Raw genomic sequence first — 23,573 nt, 5'->3', positions numbered from 1 at the left:
ATTCTCCACCGGCGGCGCCAGAGCGTGCGCAGACCCGCTACCCGGGCTTGTGCGCGCTGAGCAGGAGCCCCGGCACCATGAAGTGCCCTTCGCCGTCGTGCTCGGCGTTCGGTAACTCGGCATCGAGTGATGCGTCGTTGCCGTACACCTTGGCGGCACGGATGCCGTCGACCTGCCACAGCGTCGAGACGGCGTCCCGCAATTCGCTTTCCGTGAAGCCACGTGGACCGGGCACGCCGTCCTGCTCGCCCAGCGCGCCTGCGGCGAACGCCAGGATGTAGAGCGTCGCCCCGGGCGCGGCGGCCCGTGAGATCGACCGCAGATAACCCTGACGGCCCTCGGGCGCCAAAGCGTGGAACAGCCCACTGTCCAGGATGGTGGCAAAGCGTCCGTCATAGCCGCCGAAGTCGGTGACGTCGGCCTGCGTGAAAGTTGCTGTTGTCAGTCCTTGTTCGGCGGCGGCCGCGGCTGCGGCGTCGACCGCGGTCGCGCTGGCGTCCAGCCCGACGACGGGGTAACCGCGCGCGGCGAGGTCGAGTGCCAGGGCGGCGTGGCCGCAGCCGGCGTCCAGCACCTCGCCGCGGACCTTGCCTTGATCGATCAGCGATGCCAGCTCGGGCTGCGGCTTGCCGATGCTCCACGGCGGTGGCGCTTCTTGTCGGTAGGCGGCATCCCAATCGATGCTCGGCTGGGTCATCTGTCCTCCTCGAGATCGGGCCTCCCTCTCTTGCAGATTAGGAGACGGCCGCGCGCCGCGGCAGGGCGCGATGAGAAACTGCGAACCGGCCACTGATCACCCGACCACAGGGAGACCCATGCAAGTGCTTCTGGTCCGGCATGCGTTGCCGCTGCGCAGCGAACACGGCCAGGGTTCCGACCCGGACCTGTCGGAAAAGGGAGTGGCCCAGATCGCGCGCCTGCCCGAGGCGCTCGCCCGGTTCCCGATCTCCCGGGTCATCAGCAGCCCTCAGCGGCGCGCCGTGCAGACCGCCGAACCGGTCGCGGTGGCCCGGGAGTTGTCCGTCGAAATTGACGAGCGCTTTGCCGAATACGATCGCGACCTTCCCGTGTACATCCCCATCGAGCAGATCCGTCAGGAAAATCCGAAAGAGTGGGAGCGACTGGCCCAGGGTCATCTGCCCAGTGTGGTCGACGAGGACGCGTTCCGGGCGCGGGTGACGGCGGCGGTGGACGATCTCGTCGCGTCCGCCGACCCCGAAGACACCGTTGCGGTGTTCAGCCACGGTGGGGTGATCAACCTGCTGCTGCACGAGATCCTCGGCACGACCCGGCTGTTGTCGTTTCCCGTCGACTACGCATCGGTGACTCGGTTGCTGTACTCGCGGAGCGGCCAGGCGACGGTGGCTGGAGTCAATGCGGTCGAACACGTGTGGGACCTGTTGCCGCGTAATCAGCGATGGTAGACAAGTTCGGTGACTTCGGCTGATCGACTCGACGGGCTGGACCTGCCCGCGCTGGACCGGTATTTGCGTTCGCTTGGCATCGAACGCGACGGCCACTTGCGTGGGGACTTCATCTCCGGCGGTCGCTCCAATCTGACATTCCGGGTCTACGACGACAAAACTAACTGGCTGGTGCGCCGTCCACCGCTACACGGCCTGACCCCGTCGGCGCACGATATGGCCCGCGAGTACAAAGTGGTGGCGGCCCTGCACGACACGCCCGTTCCGGTGGCCCGCGCGATCGCGCTGTGCGAGGACGACTCGGTGCTGGGCGCACCGTTCCAGATCGTCGAGTTCGTTGCCGGGCAGGTGGTGCGCCGCCGCGCTCAACTCGAAGCCTTCAATCACACCGTGATCGACAAATGCGTCGACGGACTGATCCGGGTGCTCGTCGACTTGCACAACGTCGACCCGAATGCGGTGGGGCTGGCCGACTTCGGCAAACCCAGCGGCTATCTGGAACGTCAAGTGCGTCGCTGGGGCTCCCAATGGGAACTGGTGCGGCTGCCCGACGACCATCGCGACGCCGACGTCGAACGACTGCATTCCGGCCTGCAGCAAGCGATTCCGCAACAGAGTCGCACTTCGATCGTGCACGGTGACTACCGGATCGACAACACCATCCTGGACGCCGACGACCCGACGCGGGTGCGCGCCGTGGTGGATTGGGAACTCTCGACGCTGGGAGATCCGCTGTCCGACGCGGCCCTGATGTGTGTGTATCGCGACCCGGCGCTGGATCTGATCGTCAATGCGCAGGCCGCCTGGACGTCGCCGCTGCTGCCGACGGCCGACGAGTTGGCCGATCGGTACTCGCTGGTCGCCGGGATACCGCTGGCGCATTGGGAGTTCTACATGGCGTTGGCCTATTTCAAGCTCGCCATCATCGCGGCCGGCATCGACTTCCGCAGGCGGATGTCGGATCAGGCCAGCGGTAAAGACTCCGAGCACATGCCCGAGGTGGTCGCGCCGTTGATCTCGCGGGGACTCGGGGAGCTAGCCAAGCTGCCCGGCTAGCGCCGCATCGCCGCGGCGTGCTGCTTCTTGGCGGCGCGACGTAGTTGCAGGATGCGCGCGGTGCCGACGGCCACGGTGAGTAACCCGCCAACCACGGCAGCCAGCAGGATGGCCACCCCCAGTGGCAGGTTCCAATGCCAGCCCAAGAACTGGAAAGGCGTCGACGTCGTGTTCTGGGTGATGAAGATCAGCAACAGAATCAGGATCAAGAAGCCCGCGATCAACGCAGTCCACAGGGCGCCGGCCCGGGTGAATCCGATGGCCGGTTCGCTGGACTTCGCGCCGGCAGGGGGCGCTGGGGGAGGCGCCGGGACGGGCTTGGGGGGAGGCCCCGAAGCGGGCGTTGGCGGCGGGTTGTCCGGCGAGCCAGGGTGGTTGCTGCTCATAGATCCATCTTTGTCCCATCGCACGCAGAATGAAACCAAACCACGCAAACCGCATGCTTCATGGCGACAGCGCCAGGTCGCTTCTGCCGTTAGTGTCAGCGTTATGAGGATGCTGCGGCGCGTGCGCCGCGCGATCATCCCTGCGGCGGTGTGGTGTGCGGCCACGTGCCTGGTCGCGGCCTGCAGCAATTCCGATCCGCTGGCGCCGCAAATGCGCAGCATGAAATCCATCGTGGTCGGCTCCGCAGACTTCCCGGAATCCCAGATCATCGCCGAGATCTATGCACAGACGTTGCAGGCCAACGGTTTCGATGTCGGGCGGCGAATGGGTATCGGCAGTCGCGAGACGTACATCCCGGCGCTCAAAGACCATTCCATCGATTTGGTACCGGAATACGTCGGTAATCTACTGCGCTACTTCGCTCCCAACTCGACCGCGACCATGCTGGGAGCCGTCGAATTGGAGCTCTACCAGAAATTGCCGGGTGACCTGTCGCTGCTGACGCCGTCACCAGCGTCCGACACCGACACGGTCAGTGTCACCAGCACAACCGCCGCCCAGTGGAACCTCAAAACCATCGCCGACCTGGCTGCTCACTCCCCGGAAGTGAAGTTCGGGGCACCTTCGGCGTTCGAGAACCGCCCATCCGGCCTGCCCGGGCTGCGCCAGAAGTACTCGCTCAACATCAGTCCCGGCAACTTCATCGTCATCGACGACGGTGGCGGCGCGGTGACGGTGCGCGCGTTGGTCGGGGGAAAGGTCACCGCGGCCAACATCTTCACCACCTCACCGGCGATCAGGCAAGACCATCTGGTGACGCTCGAGGACCCCGAACACAACTTCGTGGCCGGCAACATTGTGCCGCTAGTGAATTCGCAGAAGAAGTCCGATCACCTCAAAGTGGTCCTGGATGCGGTCTCGGCGAAGCTAACCACGGACTGCCTGGCCGGGCTCAACGCGGCGGTGGCGGGCAACTCCGGCATCGATCCCGACCAGGCTGCTCGAAACTGGGTCCGGGACAACGGCTTCAACCATCCGATTACCCAATGACAGCCGGCTGGGGTGTGGCGCGTTGATCGTCTTCGACAATGTCAGCAAGGTATTCACCGACGGGACCACCGCGGTGGACGGGCTCAGTCTGGTGGTCCCCTACGGCAAGTTGACGGTCTTCGTCGGTTCCTCCGGAAGCGGTAAGACTACGGCGCTGCGGATGATCAACCGGATGATCGAGCCGACATCGGGCACCATTACCGTCGACGGACAGGACGTCGCTGGCGTCGACCCGGTGAAGCTGCGGCTCGGAATCGGATACGTGATTCAGCACGCCGGGCTGATGCCGCATCAACGCGTCATCGACAACGTCGCGACGGTTCCGGTGTTGCGGGGGCAGTCGCGCCGGGCGGCACGAAAGGCGGCCTACGACGTACCCGAGCGCGTCGGGCTGGACGCCAACCTGGCCAACCGTTACCCGGCGCAGCTCTCCGGCGGAGAACAACAGCGCGTCGGTGTCGCTCGCGCACTGGCCGCCGACCCGCCAATCCTGTTGATGGACGAGCCGTTCTCGGCTGTGGACCCCGTGGTTCGTCTTGAGCTGCAGAACGAAATATTGCGCCTGCAAAGCGAATTGCACAAAACCATCGTGTTCGTGACACACGACATCGACGAGGCGCTCAAACTTGCCGACCAAGTCGCGATCTTCGGGCAAAGGGGCGCGTTGCAACAGTACGACGAACCCACCGAAGTCCTTTCCTGGCCGGCCAACGATTTCGTGACCAAATTCATCGGTCTCGGGCGTGGCTACCGGTGGCTGCAGCTGATCGACGCGAACGGCCTGCCGCTGCACACCGTCGACACCGTCTCCGCCAGTAGGCTGACCGATCGATTGATCACCGGCTGGGTGGTAGTGGTCGACGACCACGGCGCACCGCTGGGCTGGATCGACGGCGACGGCTTGCGGCGGCACGCCGGTGGCGCGTCGTTGACCGACAGCATCAGCGCCGTCGGCGCATTGTTGCGCCCTGGCGGCAATCTCAGCCACGCGCTGGACGCGTCGCTGTCGTCGCCGTCGACCGTGGGGATCGCCGTCGACGACGACGGCAAGGTCATCGGCGGGGTGTCGGCCGCCGACGTGCTGGCCGCGGTCGAATCTCAGCGGCGGACCTGACCATGCACTACCTGCTCACGCACCTGTGCGATGCCTGGACGCTGACCGTGACTCATCTGCGGTTGTCGTTGGTGCCAGTGCTGATTGGGCTGTTGATCGCGGTGCCGCTGGGGGTTCTGGTGCAGCGTCAACCGATTGCGCGGCAGCTGACGACGGCGACCGCCAGTGTGGTGTTCACCGTTCCGTCGCTGGCGCTATTCGTGGCGCTGCCGGTGATCATCGGGACCCGGATCCTCGACGAGGCCAACGTCCTTGTCGCGCTGACGGCCTATACCACCGCGCTGATGGTGCGCGCGGTGCTAGAGGCGCTGGACGCGGTGCCGGCTCAGGTCCGTGACGCCGCCACCGCGATCGGCTACTCGGCCGTCAAGAGAATTCTGAAAGTTGAACTCCCGCTGTCGATTCCGGTCATGGTTGCGGGGCTGCGGGTGGTGGTGGTGACCAATATCGCGATGGTCTCGGTGGGTTCGGTGATCGGGATCGGCGGCCTGGGAACCTGGTTCACCGAGGGGTATCAGACCGACAAGAGTGACCAGATCCTGGCCGGCATCGTCGCGCTGTTCGTGTTGGCGGTGGTGATCGACGTGTTGATCGTGCTGGCCGGCCGGCTGGCCACGCCTTGGTCCCGCGCGGGTGGCGCCGCGCGGCGGCGGTCGGTGGCGGTCCCGGTGGTCGGTGGTGCGCGATGAACTTCATCGGCCAGGCGGTCTCGTATCTGCTTACCGTCGACAACTGGACCGGCCCGGTCGGTCTGGCGGCACGCATCTTGGAGCACATCGAGTACACCGCCATGGCGGTGGGCGCGTCGGCACTGATCGCGATTCCGGTCGGGATGGTCGTCGGCCACACCGGCCGCGGCACGCTTCTGGTCGTGGGCGCGGTCAACGGGCTGCGCTCACTGCCGACGCTCGGGGTGCTGTTGCTGGGCGTGCTGCTGTTCGGGCTGGGCTTCGGGCCGCCGCTGGTCGCCCTGATGCTGCTCGGTGTGCCATCGCTGCTGGCCGGCACGTATGCGGGCATCGCCAACGTAGATCCGGTGGCGGTCGACGCCGCCCGCGCGATGGGCATGACGGAGGCCCAAGTGTTGCTGCGCGTCGAGGTCCCCAACGCGATGCCGTTGATTCTCGGCGGGCTGCGCAACGCCACGCTGCAGGTCGTCGCCACCGCGACCGTGGCCGCGTATGCCAGCCTCGGCGGGCTGGGCCGCTACCTGATCGACGGAATCAAAGAACGCGAATTCCAGCTCGCTCTGGTCGGTGCGCTGATGGTCGCCGCGCTGGCGCTGATCCTCGACGGGCTGCTGGCGACGGCGGTCTGGGCTTCGGTGCCGGGCACCGGACGGTTGCGCAGGCCTGCGCGGCGCGACGGTGTGACAGCGACCGCAGTTGGCGACCAGCCTGCCGCGGCCGGGGGCCACGTCCTACGGTAGGGAGTGTGAACAGCCCCTCTGACCCGACTCAGCGCGTCTGGAACGCGATGCTGATCTGGCGTGCACCGGATATCTCCCGGATGGAATCGGTGCGAGTACAGGTGTCCGGCAAGCGAATTAAAGCCACCGGCCGCATCGTGGCCGCGGCTACCGCGACGAATCCAGCATTCGGCGCCTTCTATGAACTGCAGACCGACGAGAGCGGAGCCACCAAGAGGTTCGGGCTGACGATCACCCTCGCCGAGCGGGAGCGTCAGCTCGCGATCGCGCGTGACGAGGAAAACATGTGGATGATCACCGACCATCAGGGCGAGCGACGCGAGGGATACAACGGCGCACTCGACCTCGACGTGGTGTTCAGCCCGTTCTTCAATGCGCTGCCCATCCGTCGTCTGGGGCTACACGAACGGGCCGAAACCATCACGTTGCCAGTGGTCTACGTCAACGTGCCGGACATGACGGTCGACGCGGCCACGGTGAGCTACACCGGGCAGGGCGGCCCCGAAGGGATCAAGCTGCGTTCGCCGGTCGCCGACACCACCGTGACCGTCGACGACGAAGGCTTCATCGTGGACTATCCCGGATTGGCAGAGCGGATCTGATGACTCCGCCCGCCCGGCCGGCGGCGGCCAGTTCTTCGCGCCAGTTCTCCGCGCCGATCACGACGGTGAAGATGTCGGAGCGCGGGAAGCGGTCGTAGCGCGTTCGCGCGGCGTGGCCCGCCTCGACGAGGTCGGCCACCGAATTGTCCCAATCCAGCGAGTCGCGGGTGCGGCTGAGCAGGTCCATCATCCGGTCGACCGCCGTCAGCAGGTGGGCGGTGTTGCCTTCACACATCGCGCGCACCAGATCCGGGGCGCTGCCCGCCACCCGGGTGCCGTCCCGGAAAGACCCGGCGGCCAGCGCGAACGCCAGCGGAACTTCCGCGGCCGTCACCGCCAACGCCTCGGCGAGCAGGTGTGGCAGATGCGAAATGGCGGCCGCGGCGGCGTCGTGCTCATCGGATTTGGCCGGCACCACCACCGCGCCGCAATCCAGCGCCAGCGTCATCACCATCCACCACACCACCGGCTCCACGTGGTCGTCGACGCTGACCACCCACGGTGCCGCCGTGAACAATCCGGCATGGCCGGCCGCCCAGCCCGAGCTTTCGGTGCCCGTCATCGGGTGGCCGCCGACAAAGCGGTCCTGCAGACCGGCCGCGATGACCTCGTCGAAGACCGCCGTTTTGACGCTTGTGACGTCGGTGAGCGGGCATCTCGGGGCGAATTCGCGGACGTGGGCGAGCATCGCCGGCAGCGCGGGCATCGGCACGGCCAACACGATCAAGGCGTCGACGTCGGCGGCCCGGATCAGCGTGTCATTGAGCTCGGTGGTGGCGGCAAAACCATCGGCGAGCGCTCCGTGTGCACCCTCTACCGAGCGGTTGTAGCCGAACACTTCACGGCCCGCGGCCGCCGCCGCTCGCATGATCGAACCGCCGATAAGTCCTAAGCCGAGCACACACACCGGGGTTCGCGTCGCAGTCCGTGCCACAGTGCAAGGTTGGCACAGTTGAGTCGACGATGGCGGCTCGAGGTCCCCACGCTAGTTTGCGTCTTCTGGTCAAGCCGCCTGGTCAGCGACTAGCGTAGGCGCCCATGGGACGAGAGCGGGCCGCAACGCAAGGTCCGTCCGTGGATACACCGGACGGATTTGGCGTCGCCGTCGTTCGCGAAGAGGGCCAATGGCGTTGTTCTGTGATGGCCCCCAAATCGCTGACGAGCCTGGCTGCCGCCGAGACAGAATTGCGTGAACTGCGTAGTTCGGGAGCGGTCTTCGGGCTCCTCGACATCGACGACGAATTCTTCGTCATCGTGCGTCCCGCACCGTCGGGAACCCGGCTGCTGCTCTCGGATGCGACGGCGGCACTGGACTACGACATCGCCGCCGAAGTTCTGGACAACCTGGACGCCGATATCGATGCCGAGGACCTCGAAGAGTCGGAGCCGTTCGAAGAAGGCGACCTCGGGTTGCTGTCCGATATCGGGCTGCCCGAGGCGGTGCTGGGTGTCATTGTCGACGAGTCCGACCTCTATGCCGACGAGCAATTGGGCCGCATCGCCCGCGAGATGGGCTTCGCCGACCAGCTGTCGGCGGTGATCGACCGCCTCGGTCGGTGAGGACTGACGAAGATCTGATCCGGGCCGCGCTGGAGGCCGCCGCAACGGCTGGCCCGCGCGATGTGCCGATCGGAGCTGTGGTGGTCGCCGCCGACGGAACCGAACTCGCCCGGGCGGTGAATGCCCGTGAGGCCCTTGGTGATCCGACCGCGCACGCGGAAGTTGTAGCGATGCGCGCCGCGGCCACGGTGCTCGGTGACGGGTGGCGGCTAGAGGGAGCGACGCTGGCCGTCACCGTCGAGCCCTGCACGATGTGCGCGGGCGCCTTGGTTCTGGCGCGCGTCGCCCGGCTGGTGTTCGGTGCGTGGGAACCCAAGACCGGAGCGGTCGGATCGCTGTGGGATGTGGTCCGCGACCGTCGGCTCAATCACCGCCCACAGGTGCGCGGCGGTGTGCTCGCCCAGGAATGCGCCGCTCCGCTGGAGGAGTTCTTCGCTCGCCAGCGATTGGGGTGAGCGGCGACTGTTTGGGTAAGCTGCTCGGCGGTGGCGTGTCCGAGCGGCCTAAGGAGCACGCCTCGAAAGCGTGTGACGGCTAAAACCGTCCGAGGGTTCAAATCCCTCCGCCACCGCCAAAACTACCGGCGAGAATTCGCAGGTAGTCGCCTACTTTTCGGGTTTGCTACCAAACCTCGCCAGTTGCCGAGTCACTCCGGCGCTTTGCGGGTAGTGGCAATCCCGCCGCCGCGGGCCGGTCCGACACCAGTTTCAGGCCGCGAAGCGCCGGGCCTATCCCGGTGAGAAAAACCCATCCGGTCCGACTTTCTCGTCGATTCGCGGTATTTGGAACTCACGATCCTATTTACTGTGACCCAACTCACTCAGTGGCCGCCGACAACGTGGTTCGTGGGGCAGTGAGTCGGGGAGAGGGCAGACCGATGAGGTGGTTGGGGGCGTGGTGGGGCCAGGCCGACCATTTCGATTGGCTGACAGGCTATTTGCAAGCCCACGGGCTGGGTGCAAACACTCGCAGGCTGTTGGCCGGGGTGGCCGCCTCGTTGGTGCTGGTGCCGGCCAACGTGTGGTTCGGTCCCACCCAGGCTTATCGGCCTCTGGCGATCGTGTACTCCGTCCTGGCTGCCCTGATCGGGCTGGGCATGGCGGTGCTGTGGTTGCGCGGGTGGCCCACTCGGCGCCAGTCCCTTTTCTTCATTCTGACCGGCAGCGTGATCATCGGCATCGGGTGTTTGTGGCAACCCCAGCCGCTGGTCGCGCTGATGGCATGCTCGGCGCTGTCGATTACCGGCGGCTACCTCGCGTTCTTCCATACCGCCAAGTACATGGCACTGAACTTTGGGCTTGCCAGCACAATTGCGGCCTGGCAGGCGGTGCGGGTGGCCGGCGCGGGGCAAGCGGTGCTGGCCTTCTCTGGTTATTTTCTGGTCCTTGAACTCAATGTTATTGTCCCGCTTGCCATTCAGGTCGTCGTGCGCGCAGTGTGGGTTGACCTATTGCGCGCCAACCGCGACCCGCTGACCGGCCTGCTGAATCGGCGAGCCTGCGACCGGGCGGTAGTGGGCCGGATGCTCGCTGGCGCCAATCACATGTTTTTGGCGGTGGCCATGGTCGATCTGGACCGCTTCAAAAAACTCAACGACACACTCGGACATGCCGCCGGCGATGAAGCGCTCATCGCGGTCGGGGGGGCGTTGACCGCGGCATGCGGTGAGAGCGCCGTGGTCGGTCGCGTCGGCGGGGAGGAATTCTTGGTCGCTGACGTCGTGACGTCAGAAGAGCTGCCCGAGTGGGGGCGACAGTTCTGTGACGCGGTGGCTGCGATCAAGCATCCCGTGACAGCCAGCGCCGGAATCGCCAACCTGGCATTGCGCAGTACCGCCGTCGCACATGTCGACCAAGCGTTTCACCAGCTGATTGCCCACGCGGATACCGCAAGGTATGAAGCCAAAAGGGGCGGGGGCAATCAGACCTGCCGCCACGCGCTCGTGGTCTGAGCCGGCATCGCGCGCCTAGTTCTCGGGGGACGGCTGAAAATCCCAGCCCGGCGAAGCATTCCAGCCTGGATCCGATTGAGAGCTCCAGCCCGGATTCGTCGGGGTATTCACATCCGGTTCCGGTATTGGATTCCAGCCCGGATCCGAGGGGTCGTCTGCAGCGAATCCGCCGGCGCCGAATTGAGCAACGGCCGGCGCCGGTCGGCCAGTGTCTAGCAGCATGAGCGTCGCGACGGTTGCGGCTCCCGCGAATATCACCTGCATTGCCCGGATTTGTCGACGCCGTCCGGCGGCTGATGTTGTCATTCTTTATTCTTGCGCTGCAATGCTGTTCGCGGGCTGGGCGACTGTTATCGATCGCGTGTGAGCGCGGCCTGAATCAGCGACGAAACCGCCTGGCGACGAGCTTGGCGAATTCGACCGTGGAGCGGCGGACGGATTCGAGTTCCAGTGACACCAGCAGCGTGTCCACCATCGCGAACGGCAGCGTGGTGGCGACCGCCCCGCGGCCGTACTCGATGTGCCACGAGCCGGGGTGAATGGTCAGACCCCGCGCGTGGCCCTTCTCGAGGCAGGTGTGTTCACCTGGCATCAGCGTCATGGGTAAGGCGTCGTCAGACTCGAGATCGTACGAGTCGATTTGGCCGGCCATCAGGAACTTGTGGATTTCCACATGCTTGTAGCGGCCCGAAAAGCCTTGTGTGCCAGTGGGGGATCCGAAGATCACGATGTACTCACGCGGGCTGAAGTAGAGAAAGCGGACCTTGCCGAGGATCCCGCCGGCCTTGCTGCCTACCCATCGGCCCGGCGTCGGATCGACGAGGTCCGGATATTCACCGGCGATCAATTCGACGGCCCGCGTGATCAACTCGCCCGCCGCGAGCGGTAGGCCGACAACTTGCTCCGCGATCTTGTGCAGCGAATCCGGGTCGATTTTGTACGACATCAAGCGGTCCTCTCAGACGCTGAGCACACACCGTGAAACTAGCAGCGCGCAATCGCGATACGCCACCGCCACAATTCGGTGGGTATGGTTCGACGATGACGCCGGCCGCGGAGCGCGAGAGCGGCGGGGCTGCCGAAGATGCCACGCGCGGGCGCCCCCGCGACATGCAGCGCCGAGCGGCCGTCATCGCCGCCACCCGTGAACTCCTGATCGCCAACGGCTACGACGAAATCACCCTGGCCGGCGTCGCGCGCCATGCCGGGGTATCGCGGCCGTTCGTCTACGACCATTGGGGCAGCAAGTTCGCGCTCGTCGAGGACGCCATTTTCTCCGCCCCCGGTGAGCTTCCCGCGATCGACGAACTCCCCTTCGCCGACGCGCTGACCAGCCTGATCACCGGCATGGTGCGGGTGCAGTCGGACCCGGCATACCTGGCAGGCATGCCGGGCGTCGCGACCGTGCTCTACAGCCGGCCCGACCTGGTCGAACAGGTGGAAGCCCGCTACATGGCCCCGATTCGAGCGCGGTGGGTCCGCCTGATCGAACGCGGAAAGGCGCAGGGTCTGGTGCGGCCCGAAGTCGACGGGAGTGCCCTGATGGACACCGTGCGCGGTGCTGTCACGCTGCACACTTCGGTCAACAAGGCACTCGGAGAGTCCGAACTGATCGCGCACCTGAGGTCGTTGATCATTCATGGAGTCACCGGCAACGAATAATTTCCTTACATTGTGTAAGGTAATGACGCTGCAGGCGGGTGCGGAGGAGGCTTCGGAGACCTTGACCAAGAAGTCGTTGCACGCGCTCTTCGACCTGACTGGCCGCACCGCCATCGTCACCGGCGGGACGCGCGGCATCGGACTGGCCATCGCCGAGGGCTTGGTCGAGTGCGGAGCCAATGTGGTCGTCGCCAGCCGAAAGGCCGACGCTTGCACCGCGGCCGCCGAGAAGCTGCAGGCGCTGGGCGGCGGCCGAGCCGTCGGCGTCCCCACGCATCTGGGTGACCTCGACGCGATCGACCGACTCGTCGACGCCACCGTCGCGGAGTTCGGCGGCATCGACATGGTGGTCAACAACGCGGCCAATGCGCTGTCGCTGCCATTGGGCGAGTTCACTGCCGAAGCGTGGTCGAAGTCGTTCTCGGTCAACCTGCAAGGCCCGGTGTTCCTGATCCAGTCGGCGCTTCCGCATCTTCGCAAGAGCGAGCACGCGTCGGTGCTCAACGTCGTGTCCGCGGGCGCCTTCATTTATTCGCCGGCGGTGTCGATGTATTCGGCTGCCAAAGCCGCGATGGTGTCGTTCACGCGGTCCATGGCCGCGGAGTTCGCATCGCAGGGCATCCGCGTCAATGCCCTGGCGCCCGGATCGGTCGACACCGACATGGTGCGAGGCAACCCACCGGAATTCATCGAGGTGATGAAGGAATCCGCACTGCTGAAGCGGATCGCCGACGCCGCCGAGATGGTGCCTCCCGCACTGCTATTGCTCTGCGACGCCGGAAGTTTCATCACCGGGCAGACCATCATCGCCGACGGTGGCATGGTAGCCCGGTAGGAAGGCAATGATGACCGACATCGACACCGACAGCGCAACCCGCAAATCCAACAAGCAAACGCTCCGACGGGCGATGGACGCTATCAGCGGGCTCGATCTTGAGGCGGTCCTCGGCGAACTCCATGATGATGTCCGCTTTGAATTACCTTACGAGGCAGCGGTTCCGGACTCCGGCCAGGACGGCATTCGCGACCTGCTGGGTTCGATGTTCGTGATGTTCGACAAGTTCACGATCACGCTCACCGATGTGTACGAGATGCTCGACCCGAACATGTTGGTGGCGCGCTATCGGGGCGACGCGCTGGGACGGACCACGCCCGTCGTGTACCAGAACGACTACATCGGCGTGTTCGAGTTCCGCGACGGCAAGATCACGTTGTGGCGCGAGTTCGACAACCCCATGGTGTCCGCCGCGATGGTCGCAGGGTTTGCCGAGGGAAGCTCGTGACCACCGATACACCGATCACCGTTGAGCGCCTCGACGACGGCGCCATCGCGATCTTGACGATCAATCGTCCAACGCGTCGAAATGCCTTGGACTCACAGACGCTCGTCGACATGCACCGCCTGCTGGACACATTGAACGGCGACCCCACGCTGCGAGCGATCGTGGTGACGGGCACGGGTGTCTCGTTCTGCTCCGGCGCCGACTTGAAGTCGCAGCCGGGTGATCTCTCCGATAGCGCGGGTGTCCCCTACGCCGAGCTGCGATCCGTGGCGACCTCGACCGTCGCGGTCACGATGGCCGCGCAGGAACTCATGGCCTCGGCTTTCGAGAAGGTCCACCGGCTGCGCGTCCCGGTTATCGCCGCGGTCAACGGGTTTGCCCTTGGCGGTGGTTTCGCACTGGCCTTGGCCTGCGACATCCGGTACGCCGCGCGGTCGGCGACGTTCGGCGCGGTCTTCATCCGGCACGGGGTGTCGGCGTGCGACATGGGCACCAGCTATTTCCTGCCGCGCCTGGTCGGAGCCGCACGGGCTGCCGAATTAATGCTCACTGGACGGGTCTTCGACGCGGCCGAAGCGGTCGCGATCGGATTGGTTCTCGAAGCGCTCGACCCGTCGAGCCTGCTCGACACCGCCGTCGCCAAAGCCCGTGAAATAGCCCATAACTCGCCCCTGGCTGTCTGGATGACGAAGGAAACCATGTGGCAGACCATCGACTCGCCAAGCCTGCGTCACGCACTCGACATCGAGAATCGGACACAGGTGATGTGCACGGGCAATGGGGATCTGGCGAATTCCTTCGCCGCGTTCCGCGACGACGGAACGGCTCGATGGAACCCGCTGTGAGCAACGCACTGCGACATCGAGGAGACTAACCATGGCGAATTCCCTATCCGAGCGGCTCGGCATCGAGTTCCCACTATTTGCGTTCTCGCACTGCCGCGACGTGGTCGCCGAGGTCAGCAAGGCCGGTGGATATGGGGTGTTAGGCGCACTGGCCTATAACGCCGAACGCCTCGAGGTCGAGCTTTCCTGGATCGACGAACACGTCGGCGGTCGGCCGTACGGCGTGGACTTCGCGATGCCGGAGAAGTTCGTCGGCAAGGGCGAGCCGTTCAGCCTGAATGCACTGCGCGAACAAATCCCACTCGGTCACACCGAACACATGGAACAGGTGCTGACTAGCCACGGTGTGCCGCCGCTGCCGGACGACAACGAGCGACGGGTGATAGCGGCCGGCCTCGGTGTCGAGGCAGAAGGGCCGGGCCAGGTAGCGGTCGCACTTCGTCATCCGGTGTCGATGATTGTCAATGCGCTGGGTCCGCCGCCGGCATACGCGATCGAGGCCGCACACGAAAAAGGGGTTCTGGTAGGCGCATTGAGCGGCTCGCCGCGGCACGCCCGGCGCAATGTCGATGCGGGAGTGGACGTGATCATCGCCCAGGGCGGCGAGGCCGGGGGACACACCGGAGAGATCGCCACCATGGTTCTGGTGCCCGCGGTCGTGGATGAGGTCGGTCCGGACATCCCCGTGCTGGCCGCCGGCGGCATCGGTAACGGCCGACAGATGGCGGCGGCGATGGCCCTCGGCGCACAAGGAGCGTGGACCGGGTCGTTGTGGCTGACGGTGGCCGAAGCGGCCACCGAACCATGGGTCGTCGACAACCTGCTGAGGGCCGGGTACAGCGACACGGTGCGGTCGCGCGCGATGACCGGCAAGCCGGCCCGTCAGATCCGCACCGACTGGACCGCGGCTTGGGACGGCCCAGACAGTCCCGCTCCGCTGCCAATGCCGTTGCAAGGCATTGTTTATGCCGATGCCTCGGCACGGTTCATGCGGGCGCGATCCAGCGCGCTGTCGGGTTCCCCGGCGGGCCAGATCATCGGGTCGATCAACAAAGTGCGGCGGTCGCGGGAAGTGGTCCTCGACATCGTCGAGGAGTGGCTGGCCACCGTGCGGCGACTAGCGGAAGACAGCTGAGGAGGAATCGCTGTGGTCACAATCACCAACGAAGTCCGGGACATCGATACCGGCGCACCCATGACGCGCTTCGCCCGCGGCTGGCACTACATAGGCCTGGCCGAAGACTTCCGCGGCGGAAGTCCCCACGCGATCAACGCATTTGGGTCTCGCCTCGTGGTGTTCGCGGATTCGCAGGGCGAGTTGCACGTCCTCGACGCGTATTGCCGCCACATGGGTGGCGACCTGTCCCAGGGGACCATCAAGGGCGATTCGGTGGCGTGCCCGTTCCACGACTGGCGCTGGCAGGGCTCGACCGGTCGCTGTTCATTGGTGCCCTACGCCAAGCGCACGCCCCGACTGGCGCGGACGCGGCGATGGCCGACCGGGGAGGTCAATGGCCAACTGCTGGTCTGGCACGACCCCGAGGGGGCGATGCCCCCGGCCGAGGTCTTCCCGCCGACGATCGACGGGTACGCCGAAGGACAGTGGTCACCGTGGTCGTGGAACTCGATCCTGATCGAGGGGTCACACTGCCGGGAGATCGTCGACAACAACGTCGACATGGCCCATTTCTTCTATATCCACCACGCGTACCCGACGTTCTTCAAGAACATCATCGAAGGCCACACGGCGACCCAGCTGATGGAGTCGAAGGCTCGTCCCGACACCACGGCGAACTACGACAATCTCTGGGAGGGAACGAGACTTCGTTCCGAAGCAACGTATTTCGGCCCGGCCTACATGATCAACTGGCTGCACAACGATGTGGCGCCGGACTTCACGATTGAAGTGGCGCTGATCAACTGCCATTACCCGGTCAGTCATGACTCATTCGTGTTGCAGTGGGGCGTGGCAGTTCAGGAACTCCCGGGGCTGCCGGCGGCCAAGGCGACCAAGCTCGCCGCCACCATGAGCCGATCGTTCGGCGAGGGCTTCCTCGAAGACGTCGAGATCTGGAAGCACAAGACGCGCATCGAGAACCCGTTGCTCACCGAGGAGGACGGTGCGGTGTATCAGAACCGGCGCTGGTACGAGCAGTTCTACGTCGACGCCGCCGATGTCACCGCAGAGATGACCGACCGCTTCGAAATCGAGGTAGACACCAACCACGCCAACAAGTTTTGGCAACACGAGGTTGCGGAGAATCTCGCGGCGACCGTGCGCTGATAGCTGCGTCCTCCTAGGTGGGAGGAAATCTCTCCTGGCCGTGTCCTGCTGCTCGCCCACATCCTGGAGGCAAAGCCGACACGGTGAGGTGAAATCGATGGATGTCGCGCGGGTCGCGATCACTGGAGGTACCCGCGGCATTGGCCTCGCCACGGCGCAGGCATGTGTGCGGGCCGGGATGTCTGTCGCGATCGGCGCTCGCAGCGGAACTCAAAGTGCAGCAATAGCAGAACAATTGGGTGACCGTGCGGTCGGGTTCGGTCTTGATGTGCGTAACGGCGAGCAGTTCGAGGCTTTCCTTGCCCGCTCCGAAGAACACATCGGTCCGCTGGATGCACTGATCAACAACGCCGGCATCGTGTACATCGGCAGCTTCGTTCACGAAGATCCCGCCGACACTCAGCGATCGCTGGATATCAATCTGAGCGGGGTGATGACCGGAACCCGGTTGGCCCTGCGGCGTTTCCTGCCCCGCGGGCATGGCCACATCGTCAATATGGCTTCCGCCGGCGGCCAGGTCGCCCTGGCGGGCGAGGCCACGTATGCGGCCACCAAGCATGCGGTGGTGGGATTCACCCGAGCGATCCGCGCCGAGACACGCGGCACCGGTGTGCGAACGACCATCGTCATGCCCGGATTCACCCGGACTGAGATGTCCGGCGGACTCGAAACGCAGCGAGGAATGCGATTCGTCAGCCCGGACGCGGTTGCCGACGCCATCGTCACAGCGCTTCGCACCGGAAGAGAGGAGCTGTACGTTCCCCGTGAGCTGGGCACGGTCGCCAGACTCGTCGCCGGAACGCCGCCGTGGATTGCCGACCGCATAAAGCGCGCCTTCGGTCTCGACGACATATTGTTCCGCGCCGGCGCGGACGCGCGTCGCGGTTATCTCCGCAGCGTCGAGCGATTGTCCTAGGGGCTAGTCCCGATGCGGATCCTGTTCACTTGTGTGCCTATGCACGGGCACCTCCTACCGTTATTGCCTCTTGCCCGGGCCTTGAGGACACGGGGACACAGCGTCGCCATCATGGTTTCCCCGGCCTGCGTGCCGGTGGTGTCGGACGAAGATCTGGACGTGCTGGTCGCGGTTGCGGATGGTCCGGCTGTGATCGCGGAGGTCATGCGGCGCACTGGTGAAGATGTCAGGGGCGAGTGCACCCGCGAGGCGGCAATCGAAGCTTTTGCCACCGCCCGAATCGATATGTCGGTTGACGACGCGCTCCCCGCGGCACAGGCATGGCGCCCGGACCTGGTAGTCCATGAGTTGATGGACTACGTCGGGCCGTTTCTTGCCGCGGCCTGCGATGTGGAAAGTGTCTGCCACACCTTCGGCGCGGATATATCCGCGGATTTCGTCCGTGCCGCCGCGGTGCGTGCTGCCGCCGATTACCGGACTCGCGGTGTGCGGTGGCGACGGCCCAGGCGGGTCGTCGACATCTGCCCGGCCGATCTGCAGGTGGAGGGATGGCAGGCGCCGCCGGGATGGCTACCCATGCGGCCCGAGGCGCATCAGTCGCCCGGCACGTCGCGGCACAGAAACCCAAAGCCCTTGGCTCGCAAGCCCGGGGTCCTGTTGACATTCGGTACGGTGTACGGCCACCCTGATGTGCTCAGCCCGATCATCGCGGCATTGTCAGAACGCGACCTTTCGTTGCGAGTCACGCTCGGCCCCAACCAATCACCTTGCGAATTCACGGTCGACCACGAATTCGTCAGCTTGGAAGAGTTCCTGCCATACCGTGAGCTTCTCGAGGGCGTCGACGTCGTGGTGTCTCATGGCGGCGCAGGCAGTAATCTTGGTGCGCTTGCCGCCGGTCTGCCGCTGGTTCTCGCACCCCAGGGCGCCGATCAGGGCGCTCAAGCCGAGCGCGTCGCGGCCGCGGGCGCCGGGATCTGTATTCCACCCGGCGAGTTCAACCCGGATCGAATTGGCCTGGCGGTAAACGAAATTCTTCAGAATTCGACTTATCGGGCTGCTGCCCGCAGGATTGCCAGGCAGATTGGCGACATGCCGTCAGCAGACGATGTCGCGGCGCTGCTGGCGGACTAACGGCTACTAGCCGAGTCCGCCCGTCAGCCTGCGAGCGGCCTGAACTTCGCTTTCCCGGTAGGGCTTGCCGTCGGGCAACAGAAGGTCGTGAAACCAAACCTTCGGCGGCGCGGTGTACGGGTGATTCCACGAGTCCCACGGAAAGTAGGTTTGGGTCTTTCCGGCCACCAGACCCCAGTTGATCGCACCAACATTGTGGCGCTTGGCAATTGGCAGGATGCTCTCGATGCTGCTGCCCTGGGGCCGAGCCATGTATTCGGTGCAGATGATCGGCCGCCCCATCGGCGTCAGTTCATTGATCTTCGACTCGAACTCGGCCGGTTTGCCGTAGTTGTGGAACGTGATCACGTCGGCGTTGTCGAGCTGAATGGCGTTGATGGGGCTACGGTTTCGCGGGTCTCCCCAGGATCCTTGCCACACACCACTCGTCAGGGGTTGAGCGGGGTCAACCGAGCGTGCCCATCGGAACACCTGGGGAAGCAGGTCGGCGACACGCTCGAGTTTGTCCGAGCGCTCGACCTTGCGGTATTCCTTCGCGGGATTGTCGGGTTCGTTCCATAGATCCCATCCTAAAACCCGGTCGTCATTGCGGAATTGGCTCAACACTCCCGTGACGTAGTCCTGCATCACGGGGATATAGCGGGGATCGCCGAGGCGTTCGGCACCCGGGCTTTGCACCCAGCCGGAGTTGTGTACGCCAGGTACCGGCGCGTGCTGCGGACCGGACTTGGGCAGTGGGTCCCAACAGGAGTCGAACAATACGAACAGCGGCTTGATGCCGTGGCGCGACGTGATGCCGACGAACTGCGCGAGGCGGCTTTGGAAGCCCTGGCGATCTGCCGCCCACAATTGGTCGTGCAGGAAGACCCGCATGGTGTTGAAGCCGAGTGCGCGGGCCGCGCCAAGCTCGCCGTCAATGCGTTGCGGGTCAAAGGTTCCCGGCTGAAACATCTCCAGCTGATTGATGGCGGTCGACGGGATGTAGTTCGCGCCCACCAGCCAGCCCTGCGCGCGGTACCAGGCGTTGGCCCGGTCCGGCGACCACCGGCCTGCCTCGGCAGAGGCGAGCGGCGCTTGGGCCAGAGCCGCGCCCGCTGCCAACATCAGCGGGAGCTTCATGGCCGTTCGGCGGTTCACGAAGTGACACTAGATTTCCCTTGTCGTGCAGGCGGTTAGACGCGCCGATTGCAATCTGTGAGGTAGGAAATTGTGACCTGATCGTGATCCAGCGCTAGCGAAGCTTGCGGCCGTAGTTGTCTTTCGCGCTGCCGGTGAACATCACGATCGCGTCGACGACGGCCCAGATGATGCTGCCGAGTAGGACCGGCAGCCCGAAGAAACAGAAGACGCTGAAGATGAGTCCGAACAAGCCCAGTAGCAACTGGGCGACCGCGATCTGGGTCGAGTCGATGTAGAAGCGACCGATACCGAACACTCCGAAAAACAGCTGCAACAGCCCGGCCGTCGTGGCGGACTTACCGGACAGGGGCACACCCGTGACGGGATCGCGGCCAAAAGGCGCTTGAGGGCCGACCGGGATTCCGGGATACCCGGCATAACCGGGATAGGGATGCGGCGGTGGATAGCCGGGTTGCTGCGGGTACTCCGGGTATCCCGGTGGCGGCATCGGGGGGCCTTGGGGCGGGAAGTAACCGGGCGGCTGCCAACCCTGCGGCGGCGGGAATCCGGGCGGGTTCGGCGTCGACATTGGCATGAGTTAACTCTTCTGTCGCGGGTGCGTCCATTCGCTCTGCAGCGCCGCCAGCAACACTCTCGCATGATGCAACGTTTGTAGACAGAAACAATTGCCTACTGCTATTATCGTCCTTAACAGCGTTTGCTGGCTTCAGGAGTGCACAGATGCAGCCCATATTCTTCGACCCCGCGGTGGCCGGTGTTGGCATCGACGTTGTGGGCAGCACGATGCAGGCAGTGGCCGCCGGCGCCGCGGCATCGCCGTCGATGACAGTGCTGGTTCCCGCCGGTGCTGAGGAGGTCTCAGCTCAGGCAGCGGCGGCGTTCGCGGCAGAGGCCACCCAGTTGCTGGCCTTGGTAAACGGGGCACATGCCGAACTGGCGCGTACGGGTTCCGCGCTGGTCGAGATCGCCCGGATGTACTCCGAGACCGATGCCGCCGCGGCCGGCAGCCTGCAGCGGATCCGCCCGCCGATCAGCTTTCCGCTGGCCGGGTAGGCGAGCGGCGGCGCAAATTCGTGGACCGCAAACCCTCATATCTCTTATAACTTCCCCCCGGACGGCGCGATACTAGCGATATGTCCGATCGCAACGTGCTCGGCGGCGTGCTGCAGCCGTGCGGCACCGAGCCTCTCACCGGTTACTACCGCGACGGCTGTTGCTCAAGCGGGCCCGAGGATGTTGGCCGCCACACGATCTGTGCCGTAATGACTGCCGAGTTTCTCGAGCATCAGCGTTCGATCGGCAACGATCTGTTGACGCCGGTTCCCGAGTACCGGTTTCCCGGCCTGCTACCCGGCGATCGCTGGTGCGTCACAGCCCTGAATTGGCTGCGGGCTCATCGGGACGGGTGCGCCGCCCCGGTGGTGCTGGCCTGCACCCACGAACGCACCCTCGAGGTCGTTCCCCTTGAGACACTGATGGAACACCAAGTCGACGTTCCTGACGACCTGGCTAATTTGTAGGGCTCGCGATCTGCGGGTCGATCCGTCGTGCCGCGGAGCAAACCTGCTCGCTCAATCGCAGGACCTCAGCCGCGGACAAGTCGGTGAATGGTGCGGCGCTGATCGACATCGCGACGACCCCGTCCTCGTCGAAGATCGGAGCGGAGATGGTGGCGATGCTGTGTGTGCCGTCCTCGATGAGTTCGGCGTCTAGGACGTCGATCACGGTGAGGTCGGCGAAAGCCTGGGCGAGCCGCGCGGTGATCGCGTCGGGTCCCCCGTCCCCGCGAAGCGCGCGTAGCGCCGTGTACACCTGGAGGTATTCGCGGCTGAGCCGTTCGACGGTGTATCCGCGGTCACGAATCTCGCTGAGCACCGTGGTGATTCGCCGGTGTAGCGCGGTCGAAGGCTTACCGATGCCTTCCAGCCAGGCGCGCTGCGCGGTGAGCGGGCTGCCGGCGATGTAATCGCGGCCGAACGGTGCGACCAAAGGCATTCGCAATCCACGATGGATCCGCATTCCGGAAGCCGATTCACCGGCGCTGTCCACCACGACGATCGCGTTGCCCTCGCGGCGGGCTAGAAAGGCTTGTGCCGCTGTGGATTCGGCGAGCTGCTGCAGAATTCCGTGGAAGACCCGGTCGCCGGCGGGCTTCGCAAGCGTTGCAACACCCGGTCCCCAGGAGTAGGCGGCGGTGGCGATGTCGCGCACAACCCAATGGTGGGCGGCCAGCGTGGTCAGGATTGCGTGGCCGGTGGCCCGGCTGATGGCCAGCTCGCGGGTGATCTCGGCGAGGGACAACGCTCGAGTGGGCTGCGACCCGAGCAGCGCCATGACTGCGACGACGCGCTCGGTCGGCGGAGAAGTGGGTTGACGAGGTCTCGGCTCCGCAGCTACCGTCCGTATCATATTTCGAATGATACGTCGAATATTCGACACCCGGTCGAGGAGGCGGTCGCATGGGCTCTGCGGGCCCCGACATCGCTAACATCGATTTCGACGATCTCACCTCTCCGCAGCTGACCGACATACAGCGTCAAATACTGGAATTCACTGAGGCCAAACGGGTCGACTTCGACATCAACGAAATGATCGCGGAGGCCGTCGGGCAAGCCGGCGCTGACGACCTGGACGACACGGATGGCTTCGGTGACCGGCTCAGGGCGCACGTCGCCGCGATCGAGGCCGACGACGGGCTGCGGCAGCTGAGCCGCTCGACGTTGCGGCAGCGAGTGGTTCGCTTGCTACGAAACCGGTTGTCGCTGACCGAGCTCGTCGCGCGCTATCCCGAGATCGAGTCGATCCCGATCGAGAAGCCCTTCATCGTTGTCGGGATGCCGCGATCCGGCACCACCCATCTGGTGAATCTCATTGCCGCCGACCCACGCCGGCGCGCGCTGCCGTATTGGGAGAGTCAAGAACCGATACCGGCGCGCGGCGAGGGCCCCGACATCTTCGGGGTCGACCCTCGTTATGCGCGCGCCAAGTCCGAACACGACGCATTGATGGTCAGCGCCCCGGTGGTGGCCGCCATGCACGACCGATTCCCCGAGGCGATCGAGGAAGAGGTCGAACTCCTTGACCTCGACCTGGCCGGCTATGTCCTGGAATGGCATGCCCGCGTACCGGCTTGGCGCGACTACTACCTCGCACTCGACCAAACACGCCACTACGCGTATCTGAAAAAGGCCTTGCAGGCGCTGACCTTTCTGCGCGGGCCGCGCACCTGGATCCTCAAGAGTCCCCAGCACTGTGAGCAACTCGGCCCATTGATGGCGACCTTTCCCGACGCGACGGTGGCCTTCACGCATCGCGATCCTGTCGCGGTCGTCCAGTCCGCGATCACGATGATGGCGTACTCCGACCGGCTGCGCCGGACGAGCCTCGATCCGGGGTGGCTACTGGATTACTGGACCGATCGGGTGCACCGGCTGCTGCGCGCATGTGTCCGCGATCGCGAGCTGGTGCCGGCCGAACGTAGCATCGACATGACCTTCCACGAGCTCAACGGCAACGAAATGCCGCTGCTCGAACAGCTATACGCGCGCGGCGGAGTCGAATTGACGCCGAAGGCGCGCAACGGGTTCCAGCGATACCTGGACGGCAATCCGCGCGGCAAGCATGGCCGTATCCACTACGACCTGCAACGGCACTTCGGCGTCTCGGCCGATGAACTGCGCGGACGGTTCGACTTCTACCTCGACCGGTTCGACGTCCGCCCCGAATGAGGAGCATC

Annotated in this window: 28 protein-coding genes and 1 tRNA gene; 22 read left to right on the top strand and 7 right to left on the bottom strand. The window is 65.1% G+C overall.

Annotated features, from left to right (window positions below):
• Positions 1-37 precede the first annotated feature (37 nt).
• On the bottom strand, positions 38-697 hold the full coding sequence (locus DB708_RS26055; RefSeq protein ID WP_108926352.1) for a class I SAM-dependent methyltransferase: 660 nt from the start codon (positions 695-697) through the stop codon (positions 38-40).
• 118 nt (positions 698-815) lie between these two features.
• On the opposite strand from DB708_RS26055, the gene DB708_RS26050 reads away from it, so the two are divergent.
• Both DB708_RS26050 and DB708_RS26045 read left to right on the top strand, forming a co-directional pair.
• The gene (locus tag DB708_RS26050; RefSeq protein WP_108926351.1) at positions 816-1,424 is read left to right on the top strand and encodes a histidine phosphatase family protein; all 609 of its coding nucleotides are present in this window, start codon (positions 816-818) and stop codon (positions 1,422-1,424) included.
• A gap of 9 nt (positions 1,425-1,433) precedes the next feature.
• Positions 1,434-2,480: a phosphotransferase family protein gene (locus DB708_RS26045; protein ID WP_108926350.1), complete on the top strand. Its 1,047-nt coding sequence runs from the start codon at positions 1,434-1,436 to the stop codon at positions 2,478-2,480.
• On the opposite strand, the gene DB708_RS26040 is transcribed toward DB708_RS26045, so the two are convergent.
• Positions 2,477-2,866 carry a LapA family protein gene (locus DB708_RS26040; RefSeq protein WP_108926349.1) on the bottom strand — a complete coding sequence of 130 codons (390 nt, stop codon included), beginning with the start codon at positions 2,864-2,866 and terminating at the stop codon, positions 2,477-2,479. The genes DB708_RS26045 and DB708_RS26040 overlap by 4 nt on opposite strands.
• 103 nt (positions 2,867-2,969) lie before the next feature.
• Here DB708_RS26040 and DB708_RS26035 point away from each other — a divergent pair, with 103 nt between their 5' ends.
• From DB708_RS26035 to DB708_RS26015, 5 genes are read left to right on the top strand one after another with little or no spacing between them, the layout of a single operon-like run.
• Positions 2,970-3,917 carry an ABC transporter substrate-binding protein gene (locus tag DB708_RS26035; RefSeq protein ID WP_108926348.1) on the top strand — a complete coding sequence of 316 codons (948 nt, stop codon included), beginning with the start codon at positions 2,970-2,972 and terminating at the stop codon, positions 3,915-3,917.
• Positions 3,918-3,939: 22 nt separating this feature from the next.
• Entirely contained in the window at positions 3,940-5,031 is a 1,092-nt protein-coding gene (locus tag DB708_RS26030) for an ABC transporter ATP-binding protein (protein WP_108926347.1), read from the top strand.
• A gap of 2 nt (positions 5,032-5,033) precedes the next feature.
• A complete protein-coding gene (locus tag DB708_RS26025) occupies positions 5,034-5,720 on the top strand; it encodes an ABC transporter permease (protein ID WP_108926346.1) in 687 nt (228 codons plus the stop codon).
• Complete coding sequence (locus DB708_RS26020; RefSeq protein WP_108926345.1) at positions 5,717-6,460, top strand: ABC transporter permease; 744 nt, start codon at positions 5,717-5,719, stop codon at positions 6,458-6,460. The genes DB708_RS26025 and DB708_RS26020 overlap by 4 nt, the downstream gene beginning before the upstream one ends.
• A 47-nt stretch (positions 6,461-6,507) precedes the next feature.
• Positions 6,508-7,062 (top strand): putative glycolipid-binding domain-containing protein, encoded by a 555-nt coding sequence (locus tag DB708_RS26015; RefSeq protein WP_276060111.1) that lies wholly within the window; start codon positions 6,508-6,510, stop codon positions 7,060-7,062.
• Here the strand turns inward: DB708_RS26015 and DB708_RS26010 are convergent.
• Positions 7,025-7,969: a prephenate dehydrogenase gene (locus tag DB708_RS26010; protein WP_235616966.1), complete on the bottom strand. Its 945-nt coding sequence runs from the start codon at positions 7,967-7,969 to the stop codon at positions 7,025-7,027. The genes DB708_RS26015 and DB708_RS26010 overlap by 38 nt on opposite strands.
• Positions 7,970-8,100: 131 nt before the next feature.
• On the opposite strand from DB708_RS26010, the gene DB708_RS26005 reads away from it, so the two are divergent.
• The 4 genes from DB708_RS26005 (at position 8,101) to DB708_RS25990 (ending at position 10,573) form a co-directional block, all read left to right on the top strand.
• Entirely contained in the window at positions 8,101-8,622 is a 522-nt protein-coding gene (locus DB708_RS26005) for a tRNA adenosine deaminase-associated protein (RefSeq protein WP_108926342.1), read from the top strand.
• A complete protein-coding gene (locus DB708_RS26000) occupies positions 8,619-9,077 on the top strand; it encodes a nucleoside deaminase (protein WP_108926341.1) in 459 nt (152 codons plus the stop codon). The genes DB708_RS26005 and DB708_RS26000 overlap by 4 nt, the downstream gene beginning before the upstream one ends.
• Positions 9,078-9,106: 29 nt before the next feature.
• Positions 9,107-9,196, top strand: a tRNA-Ser gene (locus DB708_RS25995).
• Positions 9,197-9,499: 303 nt separating this feature from the next.
• The gene (locus tag DB708_RS25990) at positions 9,500-10,573 is read left to right on the top strand and encodes a GGDEF domain-containing protein (protein ID WP_108926340.1); all 1,074 of its coding nucleotides are present in this window, start codon (positions 9,500-9,502) and stop codon (positions 10,571-10,573) included.
• Positions 10,574-10,952: 379 nt separating this feature from the next.
• Here the strand turns inward: DB708_RS25990 and DB708_RS25980 are convergent, their stop codons facing one another.
• Positions 10,953-11,519: an isomerase gene (locus DB708_RS25980; protein WP_108926338.1), complete on the bottom strand. Its 567-nt coding sequence runs from the start codon at positions 11,517-11,519 to the stop codon at positions 10,953-10,955.
• A gap of 95 nt (positions 11,520-11,614) precedes the next feature.
• Here DB708_RS25980 and DB708_RS25975 point away from each other — a divergent pair, with 95 nt between their 5' ends.
• The 8 genes from DB708_RS25975 (at position 11,615) to DB708_RS25940 (ending at position 18,697) form a co-directional block, all read left to right on the top strand.
• A complete protein-coding gene (locus DB708_RS25975; RefSeq protein WP_108926337.1) occupies positions 11,615-12,235 on the top strand; it encodes a TetR/AcrR family transcriptional regulator in 621 nt (206 codons plus the stop codon).
• 61 nt (positions 12,236-12,296) lie between these two features.
• Complete coding sequence (locus tag DB708_RS25970) at positions 12,297-13,070, top strand: SDR family NAD(P)-dependent oxidoreductase (protein WP_108926510.1); 774 nt, start codon at positions 12,297-12,299, stop codon at positions 13,068-13,070.
• Between the two features lie 10 nt (positions 13,071-13,080).
• A complete protein-coding gene (locus tag DB708_RS25965; RefSeq protein ID WP_165839930.1) occupies positions 13,081-13,518 on the top strand; it encodes a nuclear transport factor 2 family protein in 438 nt (145 codons plus the stop codon).
• Positions 13,515-14,363 carry an enoyl-CoA hydratase/isomerase family protein gene (locus DB708_RS25960; protein ID WP_235616961.1) on the top strand — a complete coding sequence of 283 codons (849 nt, stop codon included), beginning with the start codon at positions 13,515-13,517 and terminating at the stop codon, positions 14,361-14,363. The genes DB708_RS25965 and DB708_RS25960 overlap by 4 nt, the downstream gene beginning before the upstream one ends.
• A 31-nt stretch (positions 14,364-14,394) precedes the next feature.
• On the top strand, positions 14,395-15,498 hold the full coding sequence (locus DB708_RS25955) for a nitronate monooxygenase (RefSeq protein WP_108926335.1): 1,104 nt from the start codon (positions 14,395-14,397) through the stop codon (positions 15,496-15,498).
• A 60-nt stretch (positions 15,499-15,558) separates the two neighbouring features.
• Positions 15,559-16,647, top strand: coding sequence for a Rieske 2Fe-2S domain-containing protein (locus DB708_RS25950; RefSeq protein ID WP_108926508.1), 1,089 nt, complete (start codon positions 15,559-15,561; stop codon positions 16,645-16,647).
• 97 nt (positions 16,648-16,744) lie between these two features.
• Entirely contained in the window at positions 16,745-17,563 is an 819-nt protein-coding gene (locus DB708_RS25945) for an SDR family NAD(P)-dependent oxidoreductase (RefSeq protein WP_108926334.1), read from the top strand.
• Between the two features lie 12 nt (positions 17,564-17,575).
• A complete protein-coding gene (locus DB708_RS25940; RefSeq protein ID WP_108926333.1) occupies positions 17,576-18,697 on the top strand; it encodes a glycosyltransferase in 1,122 nt (373 codons plus the stop codon).
• A 6-nt stretch (positions 18,698-18,703) separates the two neighbouring features.
• Here DB708_RS25940 and DB708_RS25935 read toward each other — a convergent pair whose 3' ends face one another.
• Both DB708_RS25935 and DB708_RS25930 read right to left on the bottom strand, forming a co-directional pair.
• Positions 18,704-19,834 (bottom strand): cellulase family glycosylhydrolase, encoded by a 1,131-nt coding sequence (locus DB708_RS25935; protein ID WP_108926332.1) that lies wholly within the window; start codon positions 19,832-19,834, stop codon positions 18,704-18,706.
• A 94-nt stretch (positions 19,835-19,928) separates the two neighbouring features.
• Complete coding sequence (locus tag DB708_RS25930; protein WP_108926331.1) at positions 19,929-20,405, bottom strand: TM2 domain-containing protein; 477 nt, start codon at positions 20,403-20,405, stop codon at positions 19,929-19,931.
• Between the two features lie 152 nt (positions 20,406-20,557).
• Here DB708_RS25930 and DB708_RS25925 point away from each other — a divergent pair, with 152 nt between their 5' ends.
• Entirely contained in the window at positions 20,558-20,890 is a 333-nt protein-coding gene (locus DB708_RS25925) for a PE domain-containing protein (RefSeq protein WP_108926330.1), read from the top strand.
• A gap of 80 nt (positions 20,891-20,970) precedes the next feature.
• Entirely contained in the window at positions 20,971-21,357 is a 387-nt protein-coding gene (locus DB708_RS25920) for a DUF2237 family protein (RefSeq protein ID WP_108926329.1), read from the top strand.
• On the opposite strand, the gene DB708_RS25915 is transcribed toward DB708_RS25920, so the two are convergent.
• On the bottom strand, positions 21,347-22,246 hold the full coding sequence (locus DB708_RS25915; protein WP_108926328.1) for a helix-turn-helix domain-containing protein: 900 nt from the start codon (positions 22,244-22,246) through the stop codon (positions 21,347-21,349). The genes DB708_RS25920 and DB708_RS25915 overlap by 11 nt on opposite strands.
• Positions 22,247-22,296: 50 nt before the next feature.
• On the opposite strand from DB708_RS25915, the gene DB708_RS25910 reads away from it, so the two are divergent.
• Positions 22,297-23,565: a sulfotransferase family protein gene (locus DB708_RS25910; RefSeq protein WP_108926327.1), complete on the top strand. Its 1,269-nt coding sequence runs from the start codon at positions 22,297-22,299 to the stop codon at positions 23,563-23,565.
• Positions 23,566-23,573: the final 8 nt, after the last annotated feature.

Origin of the sequence: Mycobacterium montefiorense, from assembly GCF_003112775.1 — a bacterium.
In the GTDB taxonomy this organism is placed as follows: domain Bacteria; phylum Actinomycetota; class Actinomycetes; order Mycobacteriales; family Mycobacteriaceae; genus Mycobacterium; species Mycobacterium montefiorense.
This window is presented reverse-complemented; position numbering and strand designations above follow the sequence as displayed.

What these genes read in the sequence shown, in the direction of transcription:
- DB708_RS26005 (WP_108926342.1), top strand. Translation starts at nt 8,101, where the DNA reads ATGGGACGAGAGCGGGCCGCAACGCAAGGTCCGTCCGTGGATACACCG.
- DB708_RS26015 (WP_276060111.1), top strand. Translation starts at nt 6,508, where the DNA reads ATGCTGATCTGGCGTGCACCGGATATCTCCCGGATGGAATCGGTGCGA.
- DB708_RS25955 (WP_108926335.1), top strand. Translation starts at nt 14,395, where the DNA reads ATGGCGAATTCCCTATCCGAGCGGCTCGGCATCGAGTTCCCACTATTT.
- DB708_RS25930 (WP_108926331.1), bottom strand. Translation starts at nt 20,405, where the DNA reads ATGTCGACGCCGAACCCGCCCGGATTCCCGCCGCCGCAGGGTTGGCAG.
- DB708_RS25980 (WP_108926338.1), bottom strand. Translation starts at nt 11,519, where the DNA reads ATGTCGTACAAAATCGACCCGGATTCGCTGCACAAGATCGCGGAGCAA.
- DB708_RS26035 (WP_108926348.1), top strand. Translation starts at nt 2,970, where the DNA reads ATGAGGATGCTGCGGCGCGTGCGCCGCGCGATCATCCCTGCGGCGGTG.
- DB708_RS25975 (WP_108926337.1), top strand. Translation starts at nt 11,615, where the DNA reads ATGACGCCGGCCGCGGAGCGCGAGAGCGGCGGGGCTGCCGAAGATGCC.
- DB708_RS25910 (WP_108926327.1), top strand. Translation starts at nt 22,297, where the DNA reads ATGGGCTCTGCGGGCCCCGACATCGCTAACATCGATTTCGACGATCTC.
- DB708_RS25990 (WP_108926340.1), top strand. Translation starts at nt 9,500, where the DNA reads ATGAGGTGGTTGGGGGCGTGGTGGGGCCAGGCCGACCATTTCGATTGG.
- DB708_RS25950 (WP_108926508.1), top strand. Translation starts at nt 15,559, where the DNA reads ATGACGCGCTTCGCCCGCGGCTGGCACTACATAGGCCTGGCCGAAGAC.
- DB708_RS25940 (WP_108926333.1), top strand. Translation starts at nt 17,576, where the DNA reads ATGCGGATCCTGTTCACTTGTGTGCCTATGCACGGGCACCTCCTACCG.
- DB708_RS26040 (WP_108926349.1), bottom strand. Translation starts at nt 2,866, where the DNA reads ATGAGCAGCAACCACCCTGGCTCGCCGGACAACCCGCCGCCAACGCCC.
- DB708_RS25945 (WP_108926334.1), top strand. Translation starts at nt 16,745, where the DNA reads ATGGATGTCGCGCGGGTCGCGATCACTGGAGGTACCCGCGGCATTGGC.
- DB708_RS25965 (WP_165839930.1), top strand. Translation starts at nt 13,081, where the DNA reads ATGACCGACATCGACACCGACAGCGCAACCCGCAAATCCAACAAGCAA.
- DB708_RS25915 (WP_108926328.1), bottom strand. Translation starts at nt 22,246, where the DNA reads ATGATACGGACGGTAGCTGCGGAGCCGAGACCTCGTCAACCCACTTCT.
- DB708_RS25925 (WP_108926330.1), top strand. Translation starts at nt 20,558, where the DNA reads ATGCAGCCCATATTCTTCGACCCCGCGGTGGCCGGTGTTGGCATCGAC.
- DB708_RS26025 (WP_108926346.1), top strand. Translation starts at nt 5,034, where the DNA reads ATGCACTACCTGCTCACGCACCTGTGCGATGCCTGGACGCTGACCGTG.
- DB708_RS26050 (WP_108926351.1), top strand. Translation starts at nt 816, where the DNA reads ATGCAAGTGCTTCTGGTCCGGCATGCGTTGCCGCTGCGCAGCGAACAC.
- DB708_RS26055 (WP_108926352.1), bottom strand. Translation starts at nt 697, where the DNA reads ATGACCCAGCCGAGCATCGATTGGGATGCCGCCTACCGACAAGAAGCG.
- DB708_RS25920 (WP_108926329.1), top strand. Translation starts at nt 20,971, where the DNA reads ATGTCCGATCGCAACGTGCTCGGCGGCGTGCTGCAGCCGTGCGGCACC.
- DB708_RS26020 (WP_108926345.1), top strand. Translation starts at nt 5,717, where the DNA reads ATGAACTTCATCGGCCAGGCGGTCTCGTATCTGCTTACCGTCGACAAC.